This is a genomic window from Chryseobacterium sp. MEBOG06, from assembly GCF_021869765.1.
Taxonomy (GTDB): Bacteria; Bacteroidota; Bacteroidia; order Flavobacteriales; family Weeksellaceae; genus Chryseobacterium.
In genome coordinates this window covers 4,527,763-4,541,480 of record NZ_CP084580.1, presented here as the reverse complement: position 1 = coordinate 4,541,480, position 13,718 = coordinate 4,527,763, and the positions used below count along the sequence as shown (strand labels likewise).

The 13,718-nt window shown below is 37.2% G+C and carries 15 protein-coding genes; 9 read left to right on the top strand and 6 right to left on the bottom strand.

Annotated features, from left to right (window positions below; translation table 11 throughout):
* Position 1: 1 nt before the first annotated feature.
* The 5 genes from LF887_RS20755 to LF887_RS20735 all read left to right on the top strand — a co-directional run bounded on the left by LF887_RS20755 (position 2) and on the right by LF887_RS20735 (position 4,253).
* Positions 2–547, top strand: a complete 546-nt coding sequence (locus tag LF887_RS20755; RefSeq protein ID WP_236856178.1) for a YceI family protein — start codon at positions 2–4, stop codon at positions 545–547.
* The gene (locus LF887_RS20750) at positions 544–1,068 is read left to right on the top strand and encodes an ankyrin repeat domain-containing protein (RefSeq protein WP_236856177.1); all 525 of its coding nucleotides are present in this window, start codon (positions 544–546) and stop codon (positions 1,066–1,068) included. The genes LF887_RS20755 and LF887_RS20750 overlap by 4 nt, the downstream gene beginning before the upstream one ends.
* Position 1,069: 1 nt before the next feature.
* Complete coding sequence (locus LF887_RS20745; protein ID WP_236856176.1) at positions 1,070–1,831, top strand: T9SS type A sorting domain-containing protein; 762 nt, start codon at positions 1,070–1,072, stop codon at positions 1,829–1,831.
* Between the two features lie 182 nt (positions 1,832–2,013).
* Positions 2,014–2,859, top strand: coding sequence for a GNAT family N-acetyltransferase (locus LF887_RS20740; protein ID WP_236856175.1), 846 nt, complete (start codon positions 2,014–2,016; stop codon positions 2,857–2,859).
* Positions 2,860–2,966: 107 nt separating this feature from the next.
* Positions 2,967–4,253 carry an ectonucleotide pyrophosphatase/phosphodiesterase gene (locus LF887_RS20735; RefSeq protein WP_236856174.1) on the top strand — a complete coding sequence of 429 codons (1,287 nt, stop codon included), beginning with the start codon at positions 2,967–2,969 and terminating at the stop codon, positions 4,251–4,253.
* A 160-nt stretch (positions 4,254–4,413) separates the two neighbouring features.
* On the opposite strand, the gene LF887_RS20730 is transcribed toward LF887_RS20735, so the two are convergent.
* The gene (locus LF887_RS20730; RefSeq protein ID WP_236856173.1) at positions 4,414–5,292 is read right to left on the bottom strand and encodes an NAD(P)H-binding protein; all 879 of its coding nucleotides are present in this window, start codon (positions 5,290–5,292) and stop codon (positions 4,414–4,416) included.
* 167 nt (positions 5,293–5,459) lie between these two features.
* Here LF887_RS20730 and LF887_RS20725 point away from each other — a divergent pair, with 167 nt between their 5' ends.
* A complete protein-coding gene (locus tag LF887_RS20725; protein ID WP_236856172.1) occupies positions 5,460–5,822 on the top strand; it encodes a winged helix-turn-helix transcriptional regulator in 363 nt (120 codons plus the stop codon).
* A 131-nt stretch (positions 5,823–5,953) separates the two neighbouring features.
* Here the strand turns inward: LF887_RS20725 and LF887_RS20720 are convergent, their stop codons facing one another.
* Positions 5,954–7,006 (bottom strand): NAD(P)-dependent alcohol dehydrogenase, encoded by a 1,053-nt coding sequence (locus LF887_RS20720; RefSeq protein WP_236856171.1) that lies wholly within the window; start codon positions 7,004–7,006, stop codon positions 5,954–5,956.
* Positions 7,007–7,037: 31 nt separating this feature from the next.
* Positions 7,038–7,442 (bottom strand): cupin domain-containing protein, encoded by a 405-nt coding sequence (locus tag LF887_RS20715; protein WP_236856170.1) that lies wholly within the window; start codon positions 7,440–7,442, stop codon positions 7,038–7,040.
* Positions 7,443–7,573: 131 nt separating this feature from the next.
* Between LF887_RS20715 and LF887_RS20710 the strand changes: the two genes are divergently transcribed.
* The 3 genes from LF887_RS20710 to LF887_RS20700 all read left to right on the top strand — a co-directional run bounded on the left by LF887_RS20710 (position 7,574) and on the right by LF887_RS20700 (position 10,492).
* Positions 7,574–8,476 carry a helix-turn-helix domain-containing protein gene (locus LF887_RS20710; RefSeq protein WP_236856169.1) on the top strand — a complete coding sequence of 301 codons (903 nt, stop codon included), beginning with the start codon at positions 7,574–7,576 and terminating at the stop codon, positions 8,474–8,476.
* Positions 8,477–8,701: 225 nt separating this feature from the next.
* A complete protein-coding gene (locus LF887_RS20705; protein WP_236856168.1) occupies positions 8,702–10,039 on the top strand; it encodes a carboxylesterase family protein in 1,338 nt (445 codons plus the stop codon).
* Between the two features lie 285 nt (positions 10,040–10,324).
* Positions 10,325–10,492, top strand: a complete 168-nt coding sequence (locus LF887_RS20700) for a hypothetical protein (RefSeq protein WP_236856167.1) — start codon at positions 10,325–10,327, stop codon at positions 10,490–10,492.
* A gap of 97 nt (positions 10,493–10,589) precedes the next feature.
* Here LF887_RS20700 and LF887_RS20695 read toward each other — a convergent pair whose 3' ends face one another.
* From LF887_RS20695 to LF887_RS20685, 3 genes are read right to left on the bottom strand one after another with little or no spacing between them, the layout of a single operon-like run.
* Positions 10,590–12,062: an alpha-amylase gene (locus LF887_RS20695; protein ID WP_236856166.1), complete on the bottom strand. Its 1,473-nt coding sequence runs from the start codon at positions 12,060–12,062 to the stop codon at positions 10,590–10,592.
* 45 nt (positions 12,063–12,107) lie between these two features.
* On the bottom strand, positions 12,108–13,205 hold the full coding sequence (gene dinB / locus LF887_RS20690) for a DNA polymerase IV (RefSeq protein ID WP_236856165.1): 1,098 nt from the start codon (positions 13,203–13,205) through the stop codon (positions 12,108–12,110).
* Between the two features lie 46 nt (positions 13,206–13,251).
* Entirely contained in the window at positions 13,252–13,704 is a 453-nt protein-coding gene (locus LF887_RS20685; RefSeq protein WP_236856164.1) for a GNAT family N-acetyltransferase, read from the bottom strand.
* Positions 13,705–13,718 lie beyond the last annotated feature (14 nt).

The following is a 13,718-nucleotide window of genomic DNA, read 5'->3' as shown; positions in this document are numbered from 1 at the left end:
TATGAAAAAATTAGTATTATTAAGCGTATTACTGCTTTCTGCCAGTTATGCTTCAGCACAGAAATATAGCTCGAAAACGGGAAAAGTAAGCTTCGAAGCCTCAGTGCCTTTATTTGATGATATTTATGCTCTGGATGATAATAATATTGTCATTCTAAATGCGGATAATGGCGAGATGGCATCCGTTTCAACGGTCAAAAACTTTCATTTTAAAACAAAACTAATGGAAGAACATTTCAATGAAAGCTATGCTGAGACGGCTAAATATCCAAAAACAACATTCAAAGGAAAAATAGTCAACTTCGACAAAACTAAGCTTACTGAGAGTCCACAAAAATATACTATTCAGGGTACTCTCAACTTTCATGGGGTAGATAAAGCGGTTTCTTCGGCAGCTACCCTATATTCAAAAGACGGTAAAATCTATATGCAGGGAGGTTTTGTTGTAAAACCTGCAGATTATAAAGTAACCATTCCTAAAATGGTTATGAAAAAAGTTGCAGAAAATGTAAATGTTGACTATAACTATGCTATGGTAAAACAATGAGAAATATAGTCTTAATCTTAGGAATATTCCTGAGCTCATTATTATTTGCTCAGGAAAAGGGAAAATCAATCTTTGATATTGCAAGAACCGGAACTGTTACCGAAGTAAAGGAGCTGATGAAGCAGAACCCCGACATCATCAATCTGGTTAATGAAAATGGTTTTTCTCCCCTTATTTTAGCTTGTTACAGAGGAAATACAGAAGTTGCTGAATTTCTGATTGATCATGTAAAAGATGTCAACTATAAAAGCCGCGAAGGAACGGCATTGGCAGGTCTTGCAGTGAAGTACGATAAACAACTTACAGAAAACCTTTTAAAGAAAAATGCAGATCCTGATATTGCTGATTCTACAGGATATACCCCTTTATTTTGGGCTGTGAAATTTGGAAACAAAGAATTGGTAGAGCTGCTGATACAATATAGAGCAGACAAAACAAAAAAAGATTCAGCGGGTATGACTCCATTTGAATATGCATTGCAAACCAATAACAAGGAAATTATAAATCTTTTAAAAAATTGATATGAAAAAAACTCTACTTACAATCAGTTTAGCTCTGGCCAACTTGGTTTGGGCTCAGTTTTCGTCGGGAACGGTAAATTTGCCGGCAACAGCCATGACGGTGAAATTGGATACTACTCCTACAGGAGTAACTCTTACGGTGACGGGAGACAGCAATTCGATGTTGGGGATAGGATTTGGAGGTAACGGATCAAGCAGCGGGGGAATGGCTCCTGGTACAGACGGGTTTATCTATAATTCTTCAGCGAACAGGGATTATACATTCATCGGAATGACAACACCTACAGCTGATCCTTCTCAGGACTGGACAGAAACCTCCAATACAGTATCCGGAACTACAAGAACAGTTGTAGCCACAAGATCGCTTTCCGGAGGAGCAGGAGACTTTGCCATTCCTAATTCTGCAGGGGCAATCAATATTTTCTATTCTCGTAAAAGTGGAGGGACTACTTTAGGGTATCATGATGCAGGAAGAGGATATGCCTCATTAACAATGACAACAGCTACTTTATCTACCAATGAAATTACAGTCAATAGCAAGGTGGTAAGCCTTTACCCAAATCCTGCTAAAACAACTGTAAATTTCAAAAATGCTGATAAGATAAAATCCATTGATATCTATGAAACAACTGGCAGAAAAGTGAAGTCAGTAAGACCGGATGGTGAAAATATCAGTGTTGAAGATCTGAGAACAGGAAGCTATTATCTTGAAATTCAGATTAAAGATGGAACCACCTCTTACGAAAAATTGATTAAAGAATAATTTTTTTAATACACCTTAAATATGTAGTAATGAATACCTCTGATTTCTCAGGGGTATCATTTTTTTCTTAAAGTACCGATTCCAGCGGATTGCTGTAAAATCCATATATTTGTGTATACCCGGATTGCAAAGAAGATCATGTTATAGGATGGTGATTTTTAATCTGATAATTTAAAATATCAATGGAGTTCAAAACATTAGCAAATACAAGTATAGATGAAATTTTATCTGTGTTCAACCATTCGTTTTCTGATTATATTGTTCCTTTCTATTTAACAAAAGAGGTGCTTATTTCAAAGATAGCAGCTGAAAAATTGGACAGGAATATCTCTGTCGGCGCATTTGAGGAAGGACGATTGATAAGCTTTATTCTTCAGGCTGAAAAAATTGAAAATGGAGAGAAAACAATCTACAATGGAGGTACTGGTGTCGTTCCGGAAAGCAGAGGTAAAGGATTGGTGAGGAAAATGTATGACTTTATCATTCCTCTATTGAAAGAAAGAAGTGCGGATCTCCTGCTTCTGGAAGTTATTGAAGGAAATCAGGCAGCTATCAGGGCTTATGAAAATTTGGGCTTTACAATGGTAAGGAAACTAAATTGTTTTAATGGAAATATTAATTCAGGAAAAGGAAATACAACCGTTACTATAAAAGAACTGACAGCATTACAATGGGACAAATTTATGCCTTTCTGGGATATTGAACCATCCTGGCAAGGTTCTGTTTTTATTCTTGAAGATATGCTGAAAGATTGTCTGATATTGGGAGCTTTCAGAGATGAAATACTTATAGGTTATATCATTTATAATCCTTTCTCCAGAAAGATATATCAAATTGCGGTAGATAAAAACCATAGAAACCAGGGAATCGGCACAAGACTTTTTGATGGAATAAAAGAAATAAGTGAAGGCCAGACAATAGCTTTCAACAATGTGCATGATACCTCTGAAAATACTTACACATTCCTGGAAAAAACGATCGGACTTAACAATTGGTTATCACAGTTTGAAATGAAACGTAATATTTAATACCGGAGATATTTTAAAATTTAAAATAACACGTTTTAATATACTTTTAACCTCCTAAACTTTTCAGGGAGAAGTATAGAATGTAACTTTGCGGAAAATTTTAGACAATGAAGCGAGGAATACACCTTTTACTGCTGCTTATTTCCTTTACGGTTTTTGCACAACAGGTCAATATTGACACAGCTCAGGTAGTTGTACCGGGCCGCCAAAACAGTACAGAAGCACAGTCGAAACCTTACGTTATTATGATTTCCACGGATGGGTTCCGTTATGACTATGCAAAGAAGTACAATGCGGAGAATCTTTTGAAGCTCTCCAATAGCGGAGTACAGGCAAAAGCAATGATTCCAAGTTATCCAAGTATCACATTTCCTAACCACTGGAGCCTGATCACCGGACTTTATCCTTCCCACCATGGCCTGATTGATAATTTCTTTTATGACTATAAAAGGAAAGAAACTTATGCAATGAGTAATAAGAAAAATGCAGAAGACGGAAGCTGGTATGGAGGAACTCCTCTTTGGGGACTGGCAGAAAGACAAGGAATGGTATCTGCTTCTCTGATGTGGGTAGGTTCAGCGAGTGATGCCGGAGGAATAAGACCAACGTACTATTATCCTTATCATGAAAAGTTCACCCCTTCCGAAAAAATAGAAAAAGTAGTAAACTGGCTGAAGTTACCTGAAGATAAAAGGCCGCACTTTATTTCATTATATTTTCCCGAAGTAGATGGAAGCGGACACCATTACGGACCGGATACAAAAGAAACCGAAAACGCTGTCCATCTTATTGATCAGGCAATTGGTGACCTGGTACAAAAAGTAAACGGATTGGGATTAAAAGATGTTAACTTCGTTTTTGTTTCAGATCACGGAATGATTAAAGTAGATGGTGGAACTCCATTGGAAATTCCGGCTCTTCTTTTTGATAAAAACAGATTTGACTTTTACAATTCACAGACCCTTTTAAGAGTTTATGTTAAAAATCCGGATGAGGTAAAATCTGTTTATAAACAACTGAAAGGAAGTAAAACAGATGACTACGAAGTTTATTTGGATAAAAAACTGCCGAAATATCTGCATTTTGCAACAAAAGATGATAAGTATGACAGAATAGGGCAGATCCTTCTGATGCCTAAAGCACCGAAAATATTTTTAGAAAAAGGAAAGAAAACCTCAGTAGGAAAACATGGTTATAATCCAAGAGTTGTTCCGGAAATGAAAGCAACATTCTATGCATGGGGACCCGAATTAAAAAATAATATGGTAATTGACGAATTTGCAAACATCAATGTCTATCCTTTGGTGGCTGAAGTTTTAGGATTGAAAATTGATCAGCCTATTGATGGAAAGCTGAAAGTACTGAAAGGGATATTGAAAGAAAAGAAACAATGATAGATTAAGGCTAAAGAAAAAGAATTAGCTTTTTAGTATCAGACAATAAAATGAAAAGAGATTGAATTAAATATTCAATCTCTTTTTTTTACACTTATTTTTTTTAATACAGCAAGAAATTCTTGTATTCGTGGCAAAAATGCCTTTGTTTAAAATTTAATTAAAATTTCCCTGCAAATTCCTTGGCGAAATCTTCCAGCTTGATAGTTCCGGTAACAGGCGATCCATGTTCAATGAAATCTTTCTGTACTATTCCGGTTCTTATTCCCAGTCCCATTTCCACATACAACTCAGCCATATCCTTTGGCAAACCTGCCTGCAGCATACCATTTAATGCATCTTCATCAGAGAATGCAACCCACGGAAGCTCTGGCTTTCCTACCGAAGCTCCTAACACTTTTGCAAAATCAGAAGCTTTGCGGACATCACCCACAATATATCGGATACTGTTGCCATTTTCATTTTTTACCAGTTCTTCCGCAGCTGCCCTTGCTATGTCATTAGGATGCACTACGGGAATTTCTGCATTTTCAGGGTAGTTACCGCCTATGATTCCTGCATTTTGTATCAATGGAATATCATTGAAAAAATTATTATAAAAATACCCTGCTCTCAAAAATGTAAAGGAAGTATTCTCTACCTCACGGTATAAATTTTCAATATGGTGAAGTCCTTTGATAGGTCCGTTTTCGATAGGAGATGCTGCTCCTATACTGCTTAGCATTACCGCTTTTTTCACATTGGCTTTCTTTAATGCTTCAGCATAATTCTTTCCTGCATTTGTAGTGTTTTCAATAATATTGGTTTGACTGATGGCAGGAGGGGTCATTACAAAAACGGCATCTGCGTTCTCAAAGGTTTTTGTTAAGAAATCCACATCAGTTATAGACCCTATTGCGGCCACGGCTCCTAACGATTCAATATCCTGTTTTCTGGCCTCGTTGCTGCTTACTACTGTAAGATTATGCCCTGCAGCAATGAGTTGTTGTGTTAAAGGTTTAGCTACATTTCCTAGCGATCCGGTGATTACAATTTTCATACGTGAATTTTTTATTGTTTTTGAATGGTTATATGTAATCGCTTGGTATCAAGATTTTTAAATTGATTCTGGAACAGCGATTTCATAATAAATATTTTTTTATTTCCGAGAACAAAGTTATATTTGCACTTACTTTTATACAAGTACTTACCCTAAAGTATGTAACTATGACAGCCATTAAAGAAAGTTCTACCATCCAGCAAAACAAAAAATATGCATTGGACAAGTGCCCCGTTACCTATGTGATGTCAAAGATTGGCGGCTATTGGAAGCCGATCATTCTTTATCAATTGTCAGACGCGGGAAAAAGATACAGTGAATTGAAGCGGGCTATCCCTGCTGTTACTGAAAAAGTTCTTATTCAGCATCTGAAACAATTGGAAGCGGACGGATTAGTTATAAGAACTGCCAAACCTGTAATTCCGCCTCATGTTACTTATGAACTCAGTAAAGCCGGGAAAGGATTAATTCCTGTGATTGCATCTCTCGCAGATTGGGCATTTCAGGATATGGATGGAAAGTATAAATAAGGTGTACAATGGTTCTGTTCATATTGCGAAAAATCAATAAGAATGGGCTTTAGCCAAGATCTGAAAATAGATCAACAAAAAAGACTCTCCACAGAGGAAGAGTCTTAATGTTGAAATATACTGTTTAGATATTACAGAGATTGCATATCAATTACGAAACGATATCTCACGTCACTTTTCAGCATTCTTTCATACGCTTCATTAATATCCTGCATTTTGATCATTTCAATTTCCGAAACAATATTGTGCTCTCCACAGAAATTCAGCATTTCCTGAGTTTCAGCAATACCACCGATTACAGAACCGGCTACTGACTTTCTTCCCATGATCATAGGAACAGTATTCAGAATAGGCTCTAAACCTCCTAAATAGCCTACAAGAACATGAGTTCCGTTAATAGTTAAAGTGGAAACGTACGGATTGACATCGTGTACATAAGGAACTGTATCAATGATCACATCAAATTTCCCTTTTACAGATTCCATTTGTGCATCATCCGTTGAAATCACTACGTGATCTGCCCCTAATTGTTTAGCATCCTCTGTCTTTCCGGGAGTTCTTGAAAATAAAGTCACTTCAGCACCCAGTCCTTTGGCAAGTTTAATTGCCATGTGCCCCAGACCTCCCAGTCCTACAACAGCTACTTTTGATCCCGGACCTACATTCCAGTGTCTTAAAGGTGACCATGTTGTAATTCCTGCACAAAGAAGAGGGGCTACAGCTGCAAGATCAAGATTTTCAGGAATTTTTAATACATGGTTGGAATCTACCACTACTTTCTGAGAATATCCACCGAAAGTATGACCTCCTAGGTGCTTATCTTTCCCGTTATACGTTCCGGTAAATCCATTCAGGCAGTATTGTTCCAGATCATGCTGGCAGCTTTCGCAATGTCCGCATGAATCCACGATGCATCCTACTCCTGCAAGATCTCCCACTTTAAATTTAGAAACTTCGTTGCCTACCTTCGTGATTCTTCCTACGATCTCATGTCCCGGAACAGCAGGGTAGACCGTTCCACCCCAGTCGTTTCTTGCAGTATGAAGGTCAGAGTGGCATACTCCGCAATATAGAATTTCAATTTCTACATCTTTAGCCGTTGTTTCCCTTCTTTGGATGTTCATTTCTTTCAGATCCGCCGTAGTGGATTCTGCGCCGTAAGCTTTTACAGTAAATGTGCTCATTTTTTTAGTTTAAGTTTTTAGTAAGTGTATGTTATAAGTTGTTATATTCCTCGTCCGTTACCGGTTCCAGCCATTCTACAATACCTTTTTGGGTATTAGGGTTGATGGCAATGTGAGTAAACTCACTTTCAGGAGCAGCGCCATGCCAGTGGATGACATTCGGAAGAATATTTACAATGTCTCCCGGATGTAAAACCTGCGTAGGTTTCCCTTTCTCCTGATAAAATCCTGTTCCTGAAGTTACGATTAAAATCTGTCCGCCGCTGTGAGAATGCCAGTTATTTCTGCATCCCGGTTCAAAAATGACATTTCCGATCTGGCAGTTCAGTTCGTTTTCATTGGGCTTCAGAATATGAACCCACGCTGTTCCTCCGGAAAAATACTCGGAGGGGGCTTTTTCTCCTTTCGGAAAAATGTTTGAATTAAAAGTTTCCATAACGGTACAAAATTCGAAACTTTCAGATAAACCGAACTTATACAGATTACCGAATTACTTACCAATTTTACAGACACAATTTCAGTTCCCTGAGAAAGTAGTAATTTTGATTAAGAATTAAAATTCATTCAATGGAAAATCAGGAGGTTGAAATCTATAATAGCGTTTCGGAATACAATAAAATGGCCAATCATGAAACCCTGCATCCGCTGGTAAGTGTCATAGATTTTTCCAAATCTGATCCTATCTGCCAGTATAAAAGGAAATTTGGATTTTATACTGTTTTTCTGAAGGATGTGATGTGTGGAGACATGCTGTATGGAAAAAACAGCTACGATTATCAGGAAGGAACATTGGTTTTCATTGCTCCCGGACAAACGTACGGAATTTACAACAGAGATAAATACATTCAGCCCGGAGGGTTCGCTTTAATTTTCCACCCAGATTTAATAAAGGGAACCAACTTAGGGAAACATATAAAAGAGTATTCATTCTTTTCTTATGATGTACATGAAGCTTTACATCTCTCTGAAAAAGAAAGGGAAATCATTCTGGAATGTTTTAAAAATATTAAACTTGAACTGGAGCAGGCAATTGATAAACACAGCAAATCTTTAATTGTTAATAATATTGAACTGTTTTTAAATTACTGCATGCGTTTTTATGACCGCCAGTTTATTACAAGAGATCACATCAATCAGGGGGTGATTGGTAAGTTTGAAAACCTTGTGGATGACTATTTAAAATCTGAGAATCCTAAAAATATAGGTTTTCCGATGGTCAATTATTTTGCAGAAAAGCTGAACCTGTCTGCCAACTATTTTGGAGACCTGATAAAAAAAGAACTGGGAATATCTCCGCAGGAGCTGATCCACAATAAATTAATTGATGTAGCCAAAGAACAGATCATGGATCAGGGGAAATCAATCAGTGAAATTTCCTATGACCTGGGCTTCAAATACCCACAGCATTTCACCAGACTGTTCAAAACCAAAGTAGGCATTTCTCCCAGTGAGTATAAAATGCTGAACTGATTATATGAATCAAAGTAAAAAATGATCGTGCATTCGTAGCCAAAACAAAAGATATCGTATTCTTTGCCAGCTCCGGATGCACGATTTTTTATCAGTAATATGCTACCCGTTACTGAAGAATGGTGTGCAAATTTGTGATATCTGTGTTTAAAAAAATCAATCATGTAAGTTTTTTATTTTCAAAAAACAGAGTTATCTTTAATATATAATTTTTGCAGTTTTACAATGAAATCACAGCAGAAAGAAACCTGTATTTTTGAAACCAGATTCGGCAGAATCACAGCATTAAAAGAAAATGGGGTTACTAAAGCCAAAAGTATCCGTTATGCACATTCTAAACGATACCAAAAACCTGTTCAGGCAGAACCTTCACTTACAGATATTATTTCACCAGATAAAACTCCCGTTTGCCCGCAGAAGCTAAGCCCTCTGGTGGAAAAGATGATAGGTGTTACCCATGTAGAAGAGTTTGAAGCTGATGAATCTACCCAATATCTTTCCATAACCTGTCCTGACAATAGAGCTGAGAACGAAAAACTCCCTGTCGTGGTGTGGATTCACGGGGGATCGCATGAAATAGGATGTGGCGATTTATCAACGGCTGATCCTGCAGAATGGGTAAAAGAACAGCATATCATTGTAGTTACAGTTTCGTATCGTCTGGGAATTTTCGGTTTTTTAGGAGGTAATGAAAAAAGGCCGCCCAATCTTGGCTTGTTTGATATCATTGAAGCATTGAAATGGATCAAACTATATATATCTGATTTTGGAGGAGATAGTGATAATATTACCCTTCTCGGACAGTCTTCCGGTGGTGATGCCATTGCTCATCTGATGATTTCTGAAGGAGTAGAAGGATTGTTTCAGCGGGTGATTATTCAGAGTGCTCCTTTGGGATTGCGCCATAAGAGACAGAAAATGTCAGAAGAGTTTCTGAAGAAAACAGAATTCCTGAAAGATGAGGTGGATGCTCTGAAGATGATGGATGACTATGGACGGTTTGTTCCATCTGTGATAAAATATGGTTTGAAAGCAGCAATGCCTTTTGGAACCCAATACGGATTCCCTCCTTTGTGCAAAGAACAGGAGTCCATAGAAAAGTGGAGAGAAAATGCAAAAAAATATGACGTTCTTATTGGGCTGAATAATGATGAAACTGCCTTTTATCTCAAGACTTCCGAGGCTTTAAATAAATATTTTGGAAAAGGAATAGGAAGGATAATTTTAGATAAAACTGTTGAGAAATCTACAACATTAATTTATGGTGATCCAGCGAAGAAATTTGCGGAAAATCACGCAGAAGGAGGAGGAAATGTATATTTGTTCAGAATTTATTCAAAATTGAATAATAACCACATAGGCGCACCGCACTGTATTGATCTTCCATTGATTTTCGGTAATGAATCTGCATGGAAAACTTCTGAAATGCTGAGAGACATTCCCTGGAACCGTATTCATGAGAATGGTGAAAGACTAAGGGGACTCTGGGCTGAGTTTGCCCGGACTGGAAAAATATCAGACGAATCTGAAAGACCGGAAATTCTTGAAATCAGAAAAATATAAATGTCCTTTAATCACAAAAGTTATTTTTGAGTGTGATGGTTAATATAAAAAATGCACTTAAGTTTTTTTGAACATCTCCATTTTTACGAATATTGCAGCTGAAGAGGAAATCATTCTGCTCCTAAGGAATCGTATCAAATCAAATATTTGACTGGTAATTATTCATACGTTTTTACTATTTAAATAGTCAATAAATCATTTATATTTAAATTTTGACGTTAAATATGTATTCATAATTATCGTTTTTAATGTAAATTTAATAACTAAATCATAAAAATAATTAATATGAAAACAACCAAAAATCAAAACATACGAAAGCTAAATCGTCAGGAGCTTAAAAGTTTAAAAGCCGGAGATATCAACAAAGGTAAAGTATGCTGTGTTTCCAATGAAAGTGGTGAATGCTGCGAATGGGCTAAAGATATCTGGTATTGCCAATACATTTATTGCTAAATATCTTTAACTTTAGTTAATAAGAATAAGGTATATATGACCAGGAAAATATCTTCAGTCGTATATACCTTTGTTTTAAAGAATTTTTTATTCAAGATTATTCAGGAATCCAGACGCTCACATTTCCGGCCGGTACAGGGAAATCTCCCCAGCCATTTTCATCAATCATTACCTTTTCCTTACATCTTTTCAATAGATCTTTGCATGTTTTTCCGGCATATCGTTTTCCTAGTTCCATAGGTTTATGGTAGGCATCTTTATTACTGAGTACCACAGCGCATCCTGTATGTTCATCATCTCCCTCACGAATCCATCCCAGGCAATTGGCGTCTTCAAAATAATCCCGTTGTTCGCCGTAAGCGTATTCTTTTCTTGCTTTCAGAAGCTCTTCAATACCATCTACTTTGGGCATGAATATTTCCTGATCATTACCTTCCCGGTCTTTGTCAACATAATGAGCCCCATAAAGATCAGGGTAAAAAATACATGGATAACCATCTTTACGCAGTAAAATCAAGGCATAAGCTATAGATTTGAACCAGGGCTCAACAGGCGCTTCAAGATCCTGAAGAGGCTGGGTGTCATGATTGGCAACAAGGCTCACAGAATGCATAGGATCTGCCTGGGTAAGGGTTTCGTCAAAAATTTTTCTGAGATCATAAGACCCTCCTTCTTTGGAGGCTGTATGGAAATTATTCTGCAAAGAACTGTCAAAAAGGCTCATACAACCCTCCGTTACCTCAATATATTTCTGAAGCAGATGAAGATATCCGGGAGCCCAGTATTCTCCCACTGCAAAAATATTTTTACCCGAATTGGAGCGGAGCAGGGTAATCCATTCCTTATAAAAACTAAAAGAAATATGCTTTAAAGCGTCCAGCCTTACCCCGTCAAAATCGGTTTGGTCAAAATACCATTTCGCCCAGTCATTTAGCTCTTCCCGTACAAAAGGATTTCGGTGTTCGATGTCATTATACATCAGGTAGTCGTAATTACCCTTTTCATCATCTATCATTTCTTCCCAGTCATTGCCGTATTCAGACTGAATCTTAAAGATGTGGGAATCCATTCCTTCCGCATAATCTACACCACTGAAGCAGGTAAAGTTCCATTCAAAATCAGAATATTTTTTTCCTCGTCCGGGAAAGGTGAATTTTGTGTAAGACTCTATTTCAATAACATCAGAAATTATTTTATCCCTGTTATTCTCATCTACTTTGACGGCTTTGAACTTTTCCAGCTCATCACCACCTGCTTTATGACCCAATACAATATCTGCAATGATTTCTATATTTTGCTTTTTTAAAGCTTTGATTGCTTTTATATAATCATTTTTGGTACCGTATTTTGTGGGAATCGTTCCTTTCTGATCAAATTCTCCCAGATCGTAGAGGTCATAGGCGTCATATCCTGTAGAATAACCGCCATTTGTCCCTTTGTAAGCGGGAGGGAACCATACAGATGTGATTCCTAGTTTTGATAAATATTCAGCCTGTTTCTCAGCTTCTTTCCACAGCTTTCCATCGCCTTCAGAATACCAGTGGAAAAACTGAATCATTGTAAGGTTCATAAATTTGTTTTATTTGGTACCTACAAGGTAGCAAAAAAATATGACCTATTGGTTTTCAAATTCTTCAAACGGGATTTTTAGTTGAACAGAAATCTGTTTTTTTTCCTCTGTATTAAGGTGAGACAGAGATAATCCCAGCAAACGGACTGCTTTATCATATGGACGAAGTTCCCATAGTTTTTTTCCGGTATTGAAATATTGTTCCGGAGTATTGAAATATTCTTCTCTTGTAAGACTTCGGGTGAAAAGGGAGAAATCTTTGTATTTAATTTTTAAAGTTAAAGTTCTTCCCAGGATATTGTTTTTCTGCAGCCGCTGATGGAGCTCCTCACTCAGGCTTTCCAGCTTTTCATTAATCTGCTGTTCATCAAAAAGGTCTTCAAAAAATGTACGTTCTACAGCCACACTTTTCTGGATCCGATGAGGTTTCACTTCAGAAGTATGGATACCTCGTACCACATTATAATAGTGATTACCGGATTTTCCGAAAAGCTTCACCAGTTCTTCCACTGACCTTTTCTTTAAATCTTTTCCTTTATAAATTCCTAAACTGAACATTTTGTTAGCCGTTACCTTTCCGACACCATAAAATTTTTCTACAGGTAACTCTTCCAGAAAGCTTTCCACTTTATCTGGATGAATAGTTTTCTGTCCGTTGGGTTTATTGATATCAGAAGCTACTTTAGCTAAAAATTTATTGACAGATATTCCTGCAGAAGCAGTTAGTCCGGTTTCCTCAAATATTTTTTGACGAATCTCCCTGGCGATCAGATTGGCAGATTCCATTCCTTTTTTATTTTCCGTGACATCCAGATAAGCTTCGTCCAGAGAAAGCGGTTCTACCAGATCAGTATATTCATAGAATATGTCCCGTATTTTTTTTGAAATTTCTTTATATCGGGCAAATCGTGGAGGGACAAATATTAGATGAGGGCATTTTTCTTTTGCTGTTTTGCTGGGCATTGCAGATCGAACTCCATATTTTCTGGCTTCATAGCTGGCTGCAGCAACGACTCCCCGGTGCTGGCCGCCAACAGCAATAGGCTTTCCCTTAAGGACTGGATTATCATGCTGTTCCACAGAAGCATAAAAAGCATCCATATCTACGTGAATAATCTTACGAAGTGGCAACAAAAAATCCATATCACAAAGATATGGATTCCTTTATTTACGATAAATTTTTTCGTTATTATTTCAATCTCATAGTAAGAAGTAAGGGTTCAAAACCAGCTTTTTCATATGCTTTTATAGCAGATTCGTTTTGGGTATAAACATCAAGCCTAACTTCTGAAATCCCTTTCGATTTTGACCAGCCGACTAGCTCATCAGTGATTACTTTATTGATACCTTTGCCTCTGTATTCAGGTTTTACATACATAAAGCCCAGATAAGCATAGTTTTCAAAATTGTTATAATCCTTTTCAGGCTTTTTAATCAGAGCATAACCGGAACCTACAATTTCGTTATCCTCCTCTGCAACAATCAAAATAGCATCTGGAGACTTAATAAATTCGCTCAGGTCATAATAATGAATCTCTCCGTCCTTAAGGGTACTGTTAAAAGGTCTCTCTGCAGTAACTATTCCCTGCTCAAATGTTAACAGGATCTCCAAATCCTTTTCTGTGGCTTCTCTTATGATCATGGTGTAAAATAAAT